This window comes from Pseudomonas sp. E1BtOHC1, from assembly GCF_058744285.1.
In genome coordinates this window covers 454,236-471,600 of the sequence record NZ_CP196023.1, presented here as the reverse complement: position 1 = coordinate 471,600, position 17,365 = coordinate 454,236, and the positions used below count along the sequence as shown (strand labels likewise).

The 17,365-nt window shown below is 59.6% G+C and carries 16 protein-coding genes; 14 read left to right on the top strand and 2 right to left on the bottom strand.

Features of this window, described 5'->3' with window-relative positions:
• The first annotated feature begins 401 nt into the window (after positions 1-401).
• The 9 genes from ACSSVC_RS02190 to coaA all read left to right on the top strand — a co-directional run bounded on the left by ACSSVC_RS02190 (position 402) and on the right by coaA (position 8,702).
• Positions 402-1,763, top strand: coding sequence for an OprD family porin (locus ACSSVC_RS02190; protein ID WP_346633310.1), 1,362 nt, complete (start codon positions 402-404; stop codon positions 1,761-1,763).
• Between the two features lie 274 nt (positions 1,764-2,037).
• Entirely contained in the window at positions 2,038-2,676 is a 639-nt protein-coding gene (locus ACSSVC_RS02185) for a peroxiredoxin (RefSeq protein WP_492611950.1), read from the top strand.
• A 313-nt stretch (positions 2,677-2,989) separates the two neighbouring features.
• A complete protein-coding gene (gene ssuE / locus ACSSVC_RS02180; RefSeq protein ID WP_123726740.1) occupies positions 2,990-3,583 on the top strand; it encodes an NADPH-dependent FMN reductase in 594 nt (197 codons plus the stop codon).
• A 91-nt stretch (positions 3,584-3,674) separates the two neighbouring features.
• Positions 3,675-4,640 (top strand): sulfonate ABC transporter substrate-binding protein, encoded by a 966-nt coding sequence (locus ACSSVC_RS02175; protein WP_346633309.1) that lies wholly within the window; start codon positions 3,675-3,677, stop codon positions 4,638-4,640.
• Between the two features lie 24 nt (positions 4,641-4,664).
• A complete protein-coding gene (ssuD, locus tag ACSSVC_RS02170) occupies positions 4,665-5,813 on the top strand; it encodes an FMNH2-dependent alkanesulfonate monooxygenase (protein ID WP_446439380.1) in 1,149 nt (382 codons plus the stop codon).
• A 9-nt stretch (positions 5,814-5,822) separates the two neighbouring features.
• Positions 5,823-6,611 (top strand): aliphatic sulfonate ABC transporter permease SsuC, encoded by a 789-nt coding sequence (ssuC, locus tag ACSSVC_RS02165; protein ID WP_346633307.1) that lies wholly within the window; start codon positions 5,823-5,825, stop codon positions 6,609-6,611.
• Positions 6,608-7,414, top strand: coding sequence for an aliphatic sulfonates ABC transporter ATP-binding protein (gene ssuB, locus ACSSVC_RS02160; protein ID WP_492611949.1), 807 nt, complete (start codon positions 6,608-6,610; stop codon positions 7,412-7,414). Before ssuC ends, ssuB begins: the two co-directional genes overlap by 4 nt.
• A gap of 34 nt (positions 7,415-7,448) precedes the next feature.
• A complete protein-coding gene (locus ACSSVC_RS02155; RefSeq protein WP_011064106.1) occupies positions 7,449-7,664 on the top strand; it encodes a TOBE domain-containing protein in 216 nt (71 codons plus the stop codon).
• A gap of 120 nt (positions 7,665-7,784) precedes the next feature.
• Positions 7,785-8,702 carry a type I pantothenate kinase gene (gene coaA, locus ACSSVC_RS02150; RefSeq protein ID WP_346633305.1) on the top strand — a complete coding sequence of 306 codons (918 nt, stop codon included), beginning with the start codon at positions 7,785-7,787 and terminating at the stop codon, positions 8,700-8,702.
• A 4-nt stretch (positions 8,703-8,706) separates the two neighbouring features.
• On the opposite strand, the gene ACSSVC_RS02145 is transcribed toward coaA, so the two are convergent.
• Both ACSSVC_RS02145 and ACSSVC_RS02140 read right to left on the bottom strand, forming a co-directional pair.
• Positions 8,707-9,345: a TetR/AcrR family transcriptional regulator gene (locus ACSSVC_RS02145; RefSeq protein WP_346633304.1), complete on the bottom strand. Its 639-nt coding sequence runs from the start codon at positions 9,343-9,345 to the stop codon at positions 8,707-8,709.
• A gap of 136 nt (positions 9,346-9,481) precedes the next feature.
• On the bottom strand, positions 9,482-10,858 hold the full coding sequence (locus ACSSVC_RS02140) for a glutamine synthetase family protein (RefSeq protein ID WP_346633303.1): 1,377 nt from the start codon (positions 10,856-10,858) through the stop codon (positions 9,482-9,484).
• A gap of 278 nt (positions 10,859-11,136) precedes the next feature.
• Between ACSSVC_RS02140 and ACSSVC_RS02135 the strand changes: the two genes are divergently transcribed.
• From ACSSVC_RS02135 to ACSSVC_RS02115, 5 genes are all read left to right on the top strand, one after another.
• Positions 11,137-11,919 (top strand): gamma-glutamyl-gamma-aminobutyrate hydrolase family protein, encoded by a 783-nt coding sequence (locus ACSSVC_RS02135; protein WP_446439379.1) that lies wholly within the window; start codon positions 11,137-11,139, stop codon positions 11,917-11,919.
• Between the two features lie 38 nt (positions 11,920-11,957).
• On the top strand, positions 11,958-13,316 hold the full coding sequence (locus tag ACSSVC_RS02130; protein WP_346633301.1) for a glutamine synthetase family protein: 1,359 nt from the start codon (positions 11,958-11,960) through the stop codon (positions 13,314-13,316).
• Between the two features lie 56 nt (positions 13,317-13,372).
• Positions 13,373-14,737 carry an aspartate aminotransferase family protein gene (locus ACSSVC_RS02125; RefSeq protein WP_346633300.1) on the top strand — a complete coding sequence of 455 codons (1,365 nt, stop codon included), beginning with the start codon at positions 13,373-13,375 and terminating at the stop codon, positions 14,735-14,737.
• A gap of 185 nt (positions 14,738-14,922) precedes the next feature.
• Positions 14,923-16,020 carry a polyamine ABC transporter substrate-binding protein gene (locus tag ACSSVC_RS02120; RefSeq protein WP_102862145.1) on the top strand — a complete coding sequence of 366 codons (1,098 nt, stop codon included), beginning with the start codon at positions 14,923-14,925 and terminating at the stop codon, positions 16,018-16,020.
• 189 nt (positions 16,021-16,209) lie between these two features.
• Entirely contained in the window at positions 16,210-17,304 is a 1,095-nt protein-coding gene (locus tag ACSSVC_RS02115; protein ID WP_446439378.1) for a polyamine ABC transporter substrate-binding protein, read from the top strand.
• The last annotated feature ends 61 nt before the right edge of the window (positions 17,305-17,365 follow it).

Here is a 17,365-nt window from a genome sequence, read left to right as displayed (position 1 = left end):
CTGTAACAAATTGACGGGAGGATAGGCTCTTAGCCATGATTGCGTCGCTTTTTTGATCCTCCATGACGTTTTACGCCTCTGGCGCGGGGGATCTTGGGGGCTGGATCGGGGAAATATTTTTCAGAAATAAGCTTGCGAGTGTCTAGGCTGGGATTCTCGGCTTTACCGTGGCGAGCTTTATTCCTGAAAGGTATGAAAAAGAATTAAACAATTCTTTTTGGGTTTATGAGTAATTCATTACCCTGCATGGACCAAATCACTGCGATTAGACCATGGTCGTAGACACAGTCCGTTACGATTGACTTATCAGTCACGGTCTGGCGCTAATCGCGCATCTGTGGCACCCGGGCGTTCGATCTGGGGCCAGGAACCACAAGAATTAGAAACGAGAGGAGCGAAACATGAACAAGTCCACCTTGGCCCTGGCTGTGGCCGTAGGGGTTTTGGCGCAGCAGGCAGGCGCCGCCGGTTTCATCGAAGACAGCAAGGCTACCTTGGGGCTGCGCAACTTCTATATCAATACTGATAACCGTGACCATGCGGCAGCAACCGCCAGCAATGTTCAGAGCAAGAACGAAGAGTGGGGCCAAGGCTTTCAGCTCAACTTCACCTCTGGCTACACCCAGGGCACCGTAGGTTTCGGTCTCGACGCGATCGGCCTGCTGGGTATCAAGCTGGACTCGGGGGGCGGCACCAACGGCGCTACTCCTAGCTCCTACGGCGGTACCGTATTTCCAAGCAAATCCAATGGCGAAGCCGTTGACAACTACTCCAGCCTGGGCCTGACTGCCAAAGCCAAGATCTCGCAAACCGAGCTGAAGCTGGGCACCCTGCAGCCAAAACTGCCGGTTATCGTGACCAACGATGGTCGTATGCTGCCGCAAACCTTCCAGGGCGGTCAGATCACTACCAACGACATCAAGGATCTGACCCTGATCGGTGGTCAGATCGAGCACGCCAAGGGCCGTAACTCCAGCAACAACGAACAACTCTCCATCGCTGGCGCCAACAGCCGCGGTGCAAGCTTTCGTGATAGCAACAAGTTCATCTACGGTGGTGGCGACTACAAGATCACCAAGGACCTCACCGCTCAGTACTACTACGGCAACCTGGAAGACTTCTACAAGCAGCACTTCCTGGGCCTGACTCATAACTGGGCAATCGGCCCGGGCGTATTGAAGTCCGACCTGCGTTACTTCAACAGCCGCGACGATGGTGCTAATGGTCATGACTCCACCTACTTCACCACTGGCAACTACTCTGGTGTAGCAAGTGGTAAAGGCAAGGTTGACAACAACCTTTATAGCGGCCTGTTCCTGTACTCGGTTGCCGGTCATACCTTTGGTGGCGGCTACCAGGTCAGCAACGGCAGCAGCGATTTCCCTTGGCTGAACCAGGGTGATGGCTCGTCGGCCTACATCATCACCGACATGCAGATCCAGAAGTTCGCCCGTGCCGGCGAGCGTACCTGGCAAGCGCGCTACTCCTATGACTTCGCCAAACTGGGCGCCCCTGGCCTGACTGCCGGTGTGGTTTACCTGCGCGGTGACAACATCGACACCGTAACCGCTAAAGGTGCTGTAGCTGGTAGCGGCCGTTCCGAGTGGGAACGCGACCTGACCGTCGCTTACGTTGTTCCGGAAGGCCCGCTGAAGAACCTGGGCTTCACTTGGAAAAACGCCATGTGGCGCAACGACATCCCGAGCCAGCGCGATCAGGACGAAAACCGTCTGATCGTCAGCTACTCGATCCCGCTGTTGTAATAGCGCGATAAAGCCTCGCCCGGCGCAATGCCGGGCGAGGTATTGCTTCAAGTCAGGCCCACCCCCGTGAGCCCTTCCTGAATCCCCCTCTTTGTACAGCTACTCAAGGCCTTCTCGAACCTTGTTGAGAAGGGTGGTCTTCGCCTGCGCGCGCGTCCAGTGAAGAGATTTTTAATATTCAATTCAGTTATGAATAAATCGATATTTATTCTTTTTAAATAAGCTCCGGTGCAGGCAGAGTAGCTCCATCACGCACTCACAGGAGCAGCACCCCATGAGCCTCAGACTGGGCGACATCGCCCCCGACTTCGAACAGGATTCCAGTGCCGGCAAGATTCGTTTCCACGAGTGGCTGGGCGATAGCTGGGGCGTGCTGTTTTCCCACCCCGCAGACTTCACGCCGGTGTGCACCACCGAGCTGGGTTTCACCGCCAAGCTCAAGGACGAGTTCGCTCAGCGCGGAGTCAAAGCCATTGCCCTGTCGGTGGACCCGGTGGATTCCCATCACCGCTGGATCGAGGACATCAACGAAACCCAGCACACCATCGTCAATTTTCCGATCCTGGCGGACGCCGATCGCAAAGTGTCGGACCTCTATGACCTGATTCACCCCAATGCCAACGACACGCTGACCGTGCGTTCGCTGTTCGTCATCGACCCGAACAAGAAGATTCGCCTGACCATCACCTATCCCGCCAGTACCGGGCGCAATTTCCACGAAATTCTCCGGGTGATTGACTCGTTGCAACTCACCGACAACTACAAAGTGGCTACTCCGGCTAACTGGCAGGATGGTGACGAGGTGGTGATCGTGCCCTCGCTCCAGGACGAGGAAGAGATCAAGCGCCGCTTTCCCAAAGGTTATCGCGCAGTGAAGCCTTACCTGCGCCTGACGCCGCAACCCAACCGTTGATACACGAGCCGCTGTAGGAGCCGGCTTGCCGGCGAAGGCGGTCGTGAGGCCGATGCAAGGTTTTGCGGGCTTTTTCGCGGGCAAGCCCGCTCCTACGGAGAGTTCAGGGGTAACAGATCCATAAAGCAGGGGTTTTAAGGCCGTTTCGACGGCCTATTTTTTTGCCTGCGAGAAATACTTCCTTATATGCATATAAGGAATAAACAAATGAATAAATAAGATTTATGGATATAAAAATAGACTGTTAAGGTCTGTCCAGTCCGGCGAGATCGCATCCCGCGAATCGCTTTATCTTGTTCAAGGAATCCCCTGCATGCTGGTGGTCTCTCTCGGTGGCAGTCCCAGCCAACGCTCCCGTTCCGGGGTGCTGCTGGAGTTGGCCAAGCGCTGGTTGCAGCAGCAAGGCGTGGAAGTGGTCAGTTACCAGGTGCGGGACTTCCCGGCCGAAGATCTGCTTCACGCCCGCTTCGACAGCCCCATGGTCATCGATCTGCTGCAACACATTGAGCAGGCCGACGGCCTGCTGATTGCCACGCCGGTGTACAAGGCGTCTTTTTCCGGGGCCCTGAAAACCCTGCTCGACCTGCTGCCGGAACGTGCCCTGAGCCACAAGGTGGTGCTGCCCATGGCCACGGGCGGCAGCATCGCCCACATGCTGGCGGTGGATTACGCCCTCAAGCCTGTGCTCTCGGCACTCAAGGCCCAGGAAATGCTCCAGGGCATCTTTGCCGAGGACAGCCAGATCGCTTATGGCGAAGGCAGTGTCCAGCCGCAGCTGGCGCAGGCTCTGGAGCAACGCTTGAGCGAAGCCCTGGAGCAGTTCCACAGCGCGATGGCACGTCGTCCCAAACCGCTGGACCCGCATGTGTTGAATGAACGTCTGTTGAGTGCTCGCTGGAGCATTTGAGTCACACCCCTGATTTGAAGTACTGGCCTTACTCGCCCGCCAACGGGCAAGCAGGTGCAGCCACAACCCCCACAGCAAAAAGGAGAGCGCCATGCGCCCTGTCATTTTGCGTCGCGGTCTGGTCGCTCTGTTTGCTGCGGCTGTGTCCTTCGGCGCCATTGTTCAAGCTCAAGCCGAGACCTTGCGTATCGGTTATCAGAAATACGGCACCCTGGTGCTGCTCAAGGCCAAGGGCTCCCTGGAAAAGCGCCTGGCGCAGCAGGGCGTAGACGTGCAATGGACCGAGTTCCCGGGCGGCCCGCAGCTGCTGGAGGGGCTGAATGTCGGCTCCATCGACTTCGGTGTGACCGGCGAAACTCCACCGGTATTTGCCCAGGCTGCCGGTGCCGATCTGCTCTACGTGGCCTATGAACCGCCGGCGCCCCATAGCGAAGCGATCCTGGTGCCCAAGGACTCGCCGATCAAATCGGTGCAGGACCTCAAGGGCAAGAAGGTGGTGCTGAACAAGGGCTCCAACGTCCATTACCTGCTGGTCCGCGCCCTGGAAGACGCCGGCCTCAAGTACAGCGATATCCAGACTGTGTTCCTGCCCCCGGCCGATGCCCGCGCAGCGTTCGAGCGTGGCAGTGTCGACGCCTGGGTGATCTGGGACCCTTACCAGGCGGCGGCCGAGCAGCAACTGCAGGCACGCACTCTGCGTGACGGCAGTGGCATCGTCGACAACCACCAGTTCTACCTGGCGACCAAACCCTACGCACAGCAGCACCCCGAGGTGATCAAGGCCCTGGTGGAGGAAGTGCGGGCCGTGGGCGAGTGGTCCAAGGCCAACCCGCAGGAGGTCACCCAGCAGGTGGCGCCGCTGTTGGGCCTGTCTACCGACATCACCCTGACCTCGGTGAAACGCCAGGGCTACGGTGCGGCCTTCCTGACTCCGGAAGTGATCGCCGCGCAGCAGAAAATCGCCGACAGCTTCTATCAGCTCAAGCTGATTCCCAAGCCGCTGAGCATCAAAGACGTGATCTGGACGCCCACTGCCGCCGTGGCCAAAGCGCCGTAATTCGACCCCTTAGGAGACAACTCCATGAGCCTCAACATCTTCTGGTTTCTGCCCACCCACGGCGACGGCCATTACCTTGGCACCGCCGAAGGCGCTCGCGCCGTCGATCATGCATACCTGCAACAGATCGCCCAGGCTGCCGACCGCCTTGGTTTTGGCGGGGTGCTGATTCCCACCGGGCGGTCCTGCGAGGATTCCTGGTTGGTGGCGGCCTCGCTGATTCCGGTGACCCAGCGTCTGAAGTTTCTGGTAGCCCTGCGTCCCGGGATCATTTCCCCGACGGTGGCGGCGCGTCAGGCTGCGACCCTGGATCGCTTGTCCGGTGGTCGGGCGCTGTTCAACCTGGTGACCGGTGGTGATCCGGACGAGTTGGCCGGCGATGGCCTGTTCCTCGACCATGAAGAGCGTTACCAGGCCTCCGTGGAATTCACCCGTATCTGGCGGCGGGTGCTGGAAGGCGAAACCGTGGATTACGACGGCCAGCACATCAGCGTGAAGGGCGCCAAGCTGCTCTATCCGCCGCTGCAGCAACCCCGTCCACCGCTGTATTTCGGCGGCTCTTCGGAAGCCGCCCAGGACCTGGCCGCCGAGCAGGTGGAGATGGTCCTGACCTGGGGCGAACCACCGGCCGCCGTGGCCGAGAAGATCCAGCAGGTGCGGGACAAGGCCGCCAAGCTGGGGCGCACCGTGCGTTTTGGCATCCGCCTGCATGTGATTGTGCGAGAAACCAATGCCGAGGCCTGGCAGGCCGCCGAGCGCCTGATTTCCCATCTGGACGACGACACCATCGCTCGGGCCCAGGCGTCCCTGGCCCGCTTCGATTCCGTCGGCCAGCAGCGCATGGCGGCCCTGCATGGAGGGCGCCGCGACAAACTGGAAGTGAGCCCGAACCTCTGGGCCGGGGTAGGCCTGGTGCGTGGTGGCGCCGGCACGGCCCTGGTGGGCGACGGTCCTACGGTGGCAGCGCGGATGCAAGAGTACGCAGACCTGGGCATCGACACCTTTATCTTCTCCGGTTATCCACACCTGGAAGAGTCCTACCGGGTGGCCGAACTGCTGTTTCCGCATCTGGACATCGAGCGCCCCAAGCTGCCTGAAGCTGCAGGTTATGTCAGTCCGTTCGGGGAAATGGTCGCCAACGACATCATCCCCAAAGCCGCGTCCCAGAGCTGAGGTGCGGTCATGAGTGGACAACGCATAGTGCATCGGCTGGCGCCCTGGGGGCTGCCGTTGCTGCTGCTCGCGGTGTGGCAGCTGTCGGTGTCGGCGGGTTGGCTGTCGACCCGTATCCTGCCGGCCCCCAGCGCGGTGATCGAGGCCGGGGTCAGCCTGGTACGCAGTGGCGATATCTGGACTCACCTGGCCATCAGTGGCTGGCGTGCGGGGCTGGGTTTTGTCATCGGCGGCGGTATCGGTCTGGCGCTGGGCTTCATCACCGGTTTGTCGAAATGGGGCGAGCGCTTGCTGGACAGCTCGGTGCAGATGATCCGCAACGTACCGCACCTGGCGCTGATTCCCCTGGTGATCCTGTGGTTCGGTATCGACGAGTCGGCGAAGATCTTTCTGGTAGCCCTGGGCACTCTGTTCCCGATCTACCTCAACACTTACCACGGCATTCGCAACGTTGATCCGGCGCTGGTGGAGATGGCCCGTAGCTACGGACTGTCGGGGTTCGCGCTGTTTCGCCAAGTGATCCTGCCGGGAGCCTTGCCCTCGATCCTGGTGGGGGTGCGTTTTGCCCTGGGCTTCATGTGGCTGACGCTGATCGTTGCTGAAACCATCTCCGCCAGCTCCGGCATCGGCTATCTGGCCATGAATGCCCGTGAGTTCCTGCAGACCGACGTGGTGGTGCTGGCCATTGTCATGTACGCGGTGCTCGGCAAGCTCGCCGACCTCGCAGCGCGGGGCCTGGAGCGGGTCTGGCTGCGCTGGCATCCGGCCTACCAAGTGGCCAGGGGAGATGCTCAATGACGGCTCAACAACCTCCACGGCTGCTGCGGGGCATTCCCCTGGTCGTGCGCAAATTGCAAAAGACCTTCGGTTCGCGGCAGGTGCTGCGGGAAGTCGATCTGCACATTCCTGCCGGTCAGTTCGTGGCGGTAGTGGGGCGCAGCGGTTGCGGCAAAAGCACCTTGCTGCGCCTGCTGGCCGGTCTCGATCAGCCCACGGGCGGCGAGTTGCTGGCAGGCTCCGCGCCCTTGAGCGCAGCCATCGAAGACACCCGGTTGATGTTCCAGGAGGCACGTTTGCTGCCCTGGAAGAAAGTCATCGACAACGTCGGGCTCGGCCTCAAGGGCAACTGGCGGCCTCAGGCCCTGGAAGCCCTTGAAGCGGTGGGCCTGGCGGATCGCGCCAATGAATGGCCGGCGGCGCTGTCAGGTGGCCAGAAACAGCGGGTGGCCCTGGCTCGTGCCCTGATTCATCAGCCGCGACTGTTACTGCTGGACGAGCCGCTGGGGGCACTGGATGCCCTGACCCGGATCGAGATGCAGCAGTTGATCGAACGTTTGTGGCAGCAGCATGGCTTCACCGTATTGCTGGTCACCCACGATGTCAGTGAGGCCGTGGCGATTGCCGATCGGGTGATCCTGATCGAAGACGGCGAGGTGGGGCTTGACCTGCACGTCGAGCTGCCACGCCCGCGGGTGCGAGGTTCCCATCGCCTGGCGGCCCTGGAAACCGAAGTCCTCAATCGCGTGCTGGCACTGCCAGGTTCACCACCGGAACCGGAACCCGTTTCACCCTTGCCCACGCAGTTGCGCTGGGCGCTTTAAAACAGCGAATCATTTCGATCCCAGGAGAAATACCATGACCATTAAAGCCATCAACGTTCGCAATCAGTTCAAGGGCACCATCAAGGAAATCGTCGAAGGTGACGTGCTGTCGGAAATCGACGTGCAGACCGCGTCCGGGATTGTCACTTCGGTGATCACCACCCGTTCGGTCAAGGAGCTGGAACTGTCCATCGGCAGCGAGGTGATTGCCTTCGTGAAATCCACCGAGGTGTCGATCGCCAAGTTGTGAGCAATGCAGTGCAACAGCCCCGAAGGGTGCGAGTCCTTCGGGGCTTTTTTCATGGACGCTGTAAATAACGGTCAGATTTGATACTTTCCCTGCTTTCGGCAAGGCCTGAACAGTACAAACATGACAACAGAGCAGGGTCCAAACGTAGGGTATCTGGAGTTTGATCGCGATCGCTGGTCAGCTCTGCGGGCCGCAGAACCCATGAGTCTGTCACCGTCCGAGATGGAGACGCTGACCAGTCCGACCCAGCCCATGGCGTCCGAGGAGGTGAGGCAGATCCTGCTCCCGCTGTCGCGGCTGCTGCATTTGCATGCGGCCCAGGTGCAGTCGCTCAAGGCCCCCCAGGCAGGTTTCAAGGCACCTTATGTCATAGGTGTATCCGGCAGTGTCGCGGTGGGCAAAAGCAGTTTTGCCAGGGTCCTGGCGGCCCTTCTGGCCTATTGGCCGGACAAGCCCAATGTGCATCTGGTGACTACGGACTCCTTTCTTTTCCCACTGGCGACCCTCCAGGAAAAAAATATTCTGCACCGCAAGGGGTTTCCCGAATCCTACGATGAGCCGTTGTTCGTGGATTTTCTGCAGTCGGTGTGCAGGAAGGGCGAGGCCGTCAGGATTCCCATCTATTCCCACGTCCGCTACGACATCCTGGCCGATGAGGCGCAGTCGGTGGAGGCTCCGGATATCATCATCCTCGAAGGCCTGAATGTGCTGCAGGGCGAGCAGGGGCAAGGCTTGAACCCCCTGGATTTCATCGACTTCTCCATTTACGTCGATGCGTCCGAGGAGGCGATCAAGGCCTGGTACCTGGAGCGCTTTGTCTACTTGAAGAACACCGCGTTCCAGGCGGCAGATTCCTACTTCAACAAGTACAAGGGGCTTTCGGACCTTGAAGCCCTGTCGGTGGCATCCGATACCTGGGATCGGGTCAACCTGAAGAATCTCGTCGAAAACATCCTGCCGACCCGGGAACGGGCGAACCTGATCATTCACAAATCAGCGGATCACAGCATCGACAGGTTGCTGTTGCGGCAGGCTTGAGCGCTCAGAGAGACGCTGGACGCTTGGGCAGGTAGGGCGGCAAGTAGAGGCTCAGGTAGGCATCGAAGACCCGCATGCCTTCCTCCGCCATGCGCGGGGTGATTTGCCCGTGCTGTTGCACCGAACGGGCGTACACCCGATCTCCCAGCTCCATGGCCAGGGCGAATACATCCACATCCCGGGGCAGGGTCGGCAGCTCGAAGTGGTGATCGAACAGCTTGTGCATCAGGTCACCCAGCTCGATGTCGTGCTGGCGATCGGCTTGGGTGACTTCCGTCAAGCCGTGTTGGGCGAGGATCAACTGGCGGGCCGCCGCGTCCTCGCCGTAGATGTCGAGCATGCGTTGTTCAACCAGGCGTGACAGGTCCCGCCAGCTGTCGAGCCGGTCGTGGTCGATGGGAGCTTGCAGGCAGGCGCGAAACCCGGCGTGGACATCAGCGGTCAGGGCTTCCAGCAGGGCAGGGACACTGGCGAAGAAGTGATAGACCGAGGACGGTGGAATCTGCGCTCGTTCCGCCACGCTGTAGATCGACAGGCTGGCCACCCCCTCGCTGGCCAGCAGGGTCCGGGCGGCGTCGAGTATCGAGTCGATCCGGGCCTGGCTGCGTGCACGGGGTTTGCGAAGAGGGGCGGTGCGCGTCATCGGTGTCTCCTACTGGGCAGCGGGCATTGTACGCGAGAGCGCCAGGATTCCTGTATCCGCCGGCCATAACGGCGAGGCACAAAAAAACGCCGCGGGCTGTGTGAGCTCCGCGGCGTTGTTTTTTTGCAACAACCGCTTAGACGGTGTGCAGGTACCAGTTGTACTCGAGGTCGGAGATGGAGTGTTCGAACTCCTCCAGCTCGCTCTCTTTGCAGGCCACGAAGATGTCGATGTATTTCGGATCGATGTACTTGGCCATCACCTCACTGTCGTCCAGCTCGCGCAGGGCATCGCGCAAGTTGTTCGGCAGGCTCTGCTCGTTCTGCTCGTAGCTGTTGCCTTCGGTCGGCGCAGGCGGCTCGATCTTGTTGGTCAAGCCGTGATGCACGCCCGCCAGGACCGAAGCCATCAACAGGTAAGGGTTGGCGTCGGCGCCGGCGACCCGGTGTTCCAGGCGCACGGCATCGGCCGAACCGGTAGGCACCCGCAGGGCCACGGTACGGTTGTCCAGGCCCCAGCTCGGCGAGTTCGGCACATAGAACTGTGCGCCGAAACGACGGTAGGAGTTGACGTTCGGGCAGAGGAAAGCCATCTGCGCCGGTAGGGTCTCGAGCACACCGCCGATCGCGTGACGCAGTGCGGCGTTCTGCTCGGGATCCTCGCTGGCAAAGATGTTCTTGCCATCTTTATCCAGAATCGAAATGTGGACGTGCAGACCGTTGCCCGCCTGGCCCGGGTAAGGCTTGGCCATGAAGGTGGTGTCCATCTCATGGTCGTAGGCGATGTTCTTGATCAGGCGTTTGAGCAGTACCGCGTAATCGCAGGCCTTGATCGGGTCGGCGACGTGGTGCAGGTTCACTTCGAACTGCGCCGGGGCACTTTCCTTGACGATGGCGTCTGCGGGGATGCCTTGCTCTTTGGCACCTTCGAGAATGTCCTGGAGGCAGTCGACGTATTCGTCGAGATCGTCGATCAGGTAGACCTGGGTGGAATGCGGGCGTTTGCCGGAGATCGGCGAACGTGGCGGTTGTGGGCGGCCGTTCACGTTCTCCTGGTCGATCAGGTAGAACTCCAGTTCGAAGGCGGCGCAGATGGTCAGTCCCAGTTCGTCGAACTTGGCCACGACCTGGCGCAGTACTTCTCGTGGATCGGCGAAGAACGGATCGCCTTCAAGCTCGTGCATGGTCATCAGCAGTTGCGCGGTAGGACGCTTCTGCCAGGGCTCGTTGCACAGGGTATCGGGGATTGGATAGCAGATTCGGTCAGCATCGCCGATGTCCAGGCCCAGGCCGGTGCTTTCCACCGTAGAACCATTGATATCCAGGGCAAACAGGGAGGCCGGCAGGTTGATGCCTTTCTCGTAAACCTTGTGGAGGCTGGTGCGTTCGATGCGCTTGCCGCGCACCACACCATTCATATCCGCAATCAGAAGGTCAACGTACAGAACCTCAGGATGTTCCTTAAGGAACGCGTTCGCTTCGTTGAGCTGAACGGCACGCGGGGGTACCGACATGATGCAACACCTTTGTTGTTAAAAATATCAATCATTGATCTTTTCTGGTTTCAGTCAACCCGAACGGCATGCCGAAGTCAAGTAAGGCCTTTTATGCCCTAATAAAGGGCTGGCGAGGCTCTTTTGAGGCAAAACAGGGCGTTTTTTGGGCTTCGACTACCTTGGGTACCGCAGGCTTGAGCGGGCCGTGTTGTATTTTTTACGGGGGTGTTGTGTAAAAAAATGAACAACGCTAAGCTCGAATCAAACCCATAACAGCAATAATACCGGGGTGTTTCATGTCTCGCCTGCCGTTAATCGGCGTCACCGCCTGCTCCAGGCAGATCGGTCTGCATGCCTATCACATCAGTGGCGACGAGTATGTACAGGCGGTAGCCAGCGCAGCCCAGGGCGTGCCGGTGATTCTTCCGTCCATGGCGCAGTGGCTTTCCCCGTCCGATATTCTGGACGGCCTGGACGGCATCCTCTTTACCGGTTCTCCTTCCAATATCGAACCTTTCCATTATCAGGGGCCTGCCAGCGCGCCGGGCACTGCTCATGATTCTGCACGGGACGCGGCCACTCTGCCGCTGTTGAATGCAGCCGTCGAAGCCGGTGTTCCGGTGCTGGGTATCTGTCGCGGATTTCAGGAAATGAATGTGGCCCTGGGCGGCAGCCTTCATCAGAACGTGCATGAAGTGCAGCCGTTCATGGACCACCGCCATGATGAAGAGCCCGATCAGCCCCTGGATGCCTGGTACGCGCCCGCCCATGATCTGCACGTTCAAACGGGCGGGATCCTGGCGAATCTGGGCCTGCCGCAGAAGATTCAAGTCAACTCGATTCATGCGCAAGGTATTGAACGTCTGGCGCCGGGCCTGCGGGTCGAGGCGCTGGCGCCTGACGGTCTGGTGGAGGCCATCTCGGTCGAGGGAGGCAAGGCATTTGCTTTAGGGGTGCAATGGCACCCCGAATGGCAGGTAAGCTGCAATCCTCACTATCTGGCCATCTTCCAGGCTTTTGGTGATGCCTGCCGCAAGCGGGCAAAACAACGCGACGCCGAAGCGTCACACAAGGCCTGACTTAATAGAGAGTCAGGAAACTCAGCCTAGAGGCATTTATGAGTAACAACCTCGACCAGCTCACCGATTGGTTGAAAGACCACAAGATCACAGAAGTCGAATGCATGATCGGCGACTTGACCGGTATCACCCGGGGCAAGATCTCGCCGACCAACAAGTTCATTGCCGAAAAAGGCATGCGCCTGCCCGAGAGCGTGCTGTTGCAGACCGTGACCGGCGACTATGTCGAAGACGACATCTATTACGAGCTGCTGGACCCGGCGGACATCGACATGGTCTGCCGTCCCGACCAGAACGCGGTGTATCTCGTGCCCTGGGCCATCGAACCCACTGCCCAGGTGATCCACGACACCTACGACAAGCAGGGCAACCCCATCGAGCTGTCGCCACGCAACGTCTTGAAGAAGGTCCTCAAGCTCTACGCCGACCACGGCTGGCAGCCCATCGTGGCGCCGGAGATGGAGTTCTACCTGACCAAGCGCAGTGACGACCCGGACTATCCCTTGCAGCCGCCCATCGGCCGTTCCGGCCGTCCTGAAACCGGGCGCCAGTCGTTCTCCATTGAAGCGGCCAACGAATTCGATCCGCTGTTCGAAGATGTCTACGACTGGTGCGAACTGCAGGAGCTGGACCTGGACACCCTGATCCATGAGGACGGCACGGCGCAGATGGAGATCAACTTCCGTCACGGTGACGCCTTGTCCCTGGCTGACCAGATCCTGGTGTTCAAGCGCACCATGCGCGAAGCCGCACTCAAGCATGACGTGGCCGCAACCTTCATGGCCAAGCCCATGACCGGCGAGCCTGGCAGCGCCATGCACTTGCACCAGAGCGTCATCGACATCAACACCGGCAAGAACGTCTTCTCCAACGAAGACGGGACCATGAGCCAGCTGTTCCTCAACCACATTGGCGGTTTGCAGAAGTTCATCCCCGAGCTGCTGCCGCTGTTCGCCCCCAACGTCAACTCGTTCCGCCGCTTCCTGCCCGATACCTCGGCGCCAGTGAACGTCGAGTGGGGCGAAGAAAACCGCACCGTGGGCCTGCGGGTGCCGGATGCCGGGCCGCAGAACCGTCGGGTGGAAAACCGCCTGCCGGGCGCCGACGCCAACCCTTACCTGGCCATTGCTGCCAGCCTGCTGTGCGGCTTCATTGGTATGGTCGAAGGCCACAACCCGAGCGCGCCAGTGGTCGGTCGTGGTTATGAACGACGCAACCTGCGCCTGCCGTTGACCATCGAGGACGCCCTGGAGCGAATGGAAAACAGCAAGACCATCGAGAAGTACCTGGGCCAGAAGTTCATCACCGGCTACGTCGCGGTGAAGCGGGCCGAGCACGAAAACTTCAAGCGCGTGATCAGTTCGTGGGAGCGGGAATTCCTGCTGTTCGCCGTCTGATTCGCCGGGCGCCGCTGCCCCCCAGCGGCGCCTTCACTGACACTTAGGAGAGATTGATGACTCATAAAAACCCGCAAACCCGCGAGTGGCAAACCCTCAGCAGTGATCACCACCTGGCGCCTTTCAGCGACTTCAAGCAATTGAAGGAGAAGGGGCCGCGGATCATCACCCATGCCAAGGGTGTGTACCTCTGGGACAGTGAAGGCAATCAGATTCTCGACGGTATGGCTGGCCTGTGGTGCGTAGCCATCGGCTATGGTCGTGATGAATTGGCGGAAGCCGCCAGCAAGCAAATGCGTGAACTGCCCTATTACAACCTGTTCTTCCAGACCGCCCACCCGCCGGTGCTGGAGCTGTCCAAGGCAATCGCCGATGTCGCACCGGAAGGCATGAATCACGTGTTCTTCACCGGCTCCGGCTCCGAAGGCAACGACACCATGCTGCGCATGGTCCGCCATTACTGGGCGATCAAGGGCCAGCCGAACAAGAAGACCATCATCAGCCGGGTTAACGGCTACCACGGCTCCACCGTGGCGGGCGCCAGCCTCGGCGGCATGACTTACATGCACGAACAGGGCGACCTGCCGATTCCGGGCATTGTCCACATCCCGCAACCGTACTGGTTCGGCGAAGGCGGCGACATGAGCCCAGAAGAGTTCGGCATCTGGGCGGCCAACCAGCTGGAAGAGAAGATCCTGGAGCTGGGCGTGGATAACGTCGGTGCCTTTATCGCCGAGCCGATCCAGGGCGCTGGCGGCGTGATTGTGCCGCCGGACAGCTACTGGCCGCGGATCAAGGAAATCCTCGCCAAGTACGACATCCTCTTCGTCGCCGACGAAGTGATCTGTGGCTTCGGCCGCACCGGTGAGTGGTTCGGTAGCGATTTCTACGATCTCAAGCCCGACATGATGACCATCGCCAAGGGCCTGACCTCCGGCTACATCCCCATGGGCGGCCTGATTGTCCGTGACGAAGTGGTGGCGGTGCTCAACGAGGGCGGTGATTTCAACCACGGTTTCACCTACTCCGGCCATCCGGTGGCCGCAGCCGTGGCCCTGGAAAACATCCGCATCATGCGCGATGAAAAAATTATCCAGCGCGCCCACGAAAAAGCGGCACCCTATTTGCAGAAACGTCTGCGTGAGCTGAGTGATCACCCGTTGGTGGGCGAAGTTCGCGGGGTAGGCCTGCTGGGGGCGATCGAGCTGGTCAAGGACAAGGCCACCCGGGCACGTTACGAAGGTCGTGGCGTAGGCATGATCTGCCGACAGTTCTGCTTCGATAACGGTCTGATCATGCGTGCCGTCGGCGACACCATGATCATTGCGCCACCGCTGGTGATCAGCGAGGCGGAGATCGACGAACTGGTGGCCAAGGCGCGCAAGTGCCTGGATCTGACCTTGAGTGTGCTGCAGAGCTGAGTGCTAGGCTTTGAGCGCGGTGCTTGCGGGCACGGCGCTCGAAGCAGATATAAAGGATGGGTCTTTCCTTGAAAGCCGGCCTTGGATCTTGCCAGACTACCCGCCGTTTTGGTCGCCCCGAGACTGGCCGCTGAGCGAGTGGTTAAAAAAGAATAATTGGAGCATTACGCATGAAGGCATTAGGTATGAAGTTAGCTGGCAAGACCCTCCTCGCCATGTCCCTGATGGGCGTGATGGCGGCGGCAGCGCAGGCGGACGATAAAGTGCTGCACGTTTACAACTGGTCCGATTACATTGCCCCGGACACCATCAAGAAATTTGAAGCCGAGTCGGGCATCAAAGTGGTCTATGACGTGTTCGACAGCAACGAAACCCTGGAAGCCAAGTTGCTCGCCGGCAAATCCGGCTACGACGTGGTAGTGCCTTCCAACAACTTCCTGGCCAAGCAGATCAAGGCCGGTGTCTATCAGGAACTGGACAAGTCCAAGTTGCCGAACTGGAAGAACCTCAACGAATCGCTGCTCAAGGCAGTATCGGTGAGCGACCCGGGCAACAAGCACGCCTTCCCTTACATGTGGGGTTCGATCGGCATCGGTTTCAACGCCGAGAAGGTCAAGGCCGTATTGGGCGCCGACGCACCCACCAACTCCTGGGACCTGCTGTTCAAGCCGGAAAACGCCGAGAAGTTGAAGGCGTGCGGCGTCAGTTTCCTCGACTCGCCAACCGAGATGATTCCGGTGGCGCTGCACTACCTGGGCTACCCGACCGACAGCCAGGACAAAAAGCAACTGGCTGAAGCCGAAGCGCTGTTCCTCAAGATCCGTCCTTCGATCGCCTACTTCCACTCGTCCAAGTACATCTCCGACCTGGCTAACGGCAACATCTGCGTCGCTGTGGGTTACTCGGGCGACATCTATCAGGCCAAGGCTCGTGCCGCCGAAGCCGGTGACAAGGTCAAGGTCAGCTACAACATTCCCAAAGAGGGTGCTGGCAGCTTCTACGACATGGTCGCCATCCCTAAAGACGCGGAAAACGTCGACGGCGCCTACAAGTTCATGACCTTCCTGCAAAAGCCTGAAGTCATGGCCGAAATCACCAACGCCGTGCGTTTCCCCAACGGTAACGCGGCTGCAACCCCGTTGGTCGATAAAGACATCACCAGCGACCCGGGCGTTTACCCGCCGGCTGATGTACAGGCCAAGCTGTATGCGATCGCCGACTTGCCGGCCGCGACCCAGCGCATCCTGACCCGCAGCTGGACCAAGATCAAATCCGGTAAATAAGCCGATTTGCAGCACCACCTGTTGCCGTCGTCGTGGCGAGGGCGGCAACAGGAAACAATTAAATGACAGAAAGTTTTGCTGGATTGGTTTATCGAGGGTAAGTTGCGCGCCGGTTTTGTTGCTGGGCAGCTCGGAGGCTGTCAGGTAGCGCGGGGCAACTTGGGCCCAACTATTTAAGAGGACCTCCACTTGCCTATTTCTTTATTTCGCAAAGCCATGCTGGTCGCCGCCAGCCTGACGCTGGTGGCTGGCGCGCAGGCTGCACCGACCGTGCATATTTATAACTGGTCCGACTACATCGGTCAGAACACCCTGGCCGAATTTGAAAAAGCCACGGGCATCAAGCCGGTGTACGACGTATTCGATTCCAACGAAACCCTGGAAGGCAAGTTGCTGGCCGGTCGCACCGGTTATGACGTGGTGGTGCCGTCCAACCACTTCCTGGGCAAGCAGATCAAGGCTGGGGCTTTCCAGAAGCTCGACAAGAGCTTGCTGACCCATTATTCGAACCTTGACCCGGCCCTGCTCAAGCGCCTGGAAATGAACGATCCGGGCAACCAGTACGCGGTACCGTACCTGTGGGGCACCAACGGCATCGGCTACAACGTCGACAAGGTCAAGGCGGTCCTGGGTGTGGACAAGATCGACTCCTGGAGCGTGTTGTTCGAGCCGGAGAACATCAAGAAGCTCAATAGCTGCGGCGTGGCCTTCCTCGATTCTGCCGATGAAATGATGCCCACGGTCCTCAACTACCTGGGGCTGAACGCCAACAGCACCAATCCCCAGGACTACAAGAAGGCCGAAGCCAAGTTGCTGGCGGTGCGTCCTTACGTGACTTACTTCCATTCGTCCAAGTACATCTCGGACCTGGCCAACGGCAATATCTGCGTGGCCATCGGTTTTTCCGGCGACGTGTTCCAGGCCAAGGCCCGGGCCGCCGACGCCGGCAAGGGCGTGAACATCGCCTACGCGATTCCGAAGGAGGGAGGTGCCCTGTGGTTCGACATGCTGGCGATCCCCAAGGATTCGAGCAACGTCAAGGAAGCGCACGCCTTCATCAACTATTTGCTGCAACCTGAGGTGATTGCCCAGGTCAGTGACTACGTCGGTTATGCCAACCCCAATCCCGGGTCGGACAAGCTGATGGAGCAATCCATTCGCACCGACGAAGCGGTTTATCCACCGCAGGCCGTGCTCGAAAAGACTTACGTGTCCACCGAGTTGCCACCCAATATCCAACGCTTGATGACCCGCAGCTGGACCAAGGTCAAGACGGGTAAGTAGTTCCACAGGCTCAAACTATCCAAGGTCCGTCCACGTGGGACGGGCTGCAAATTTTGTTGGG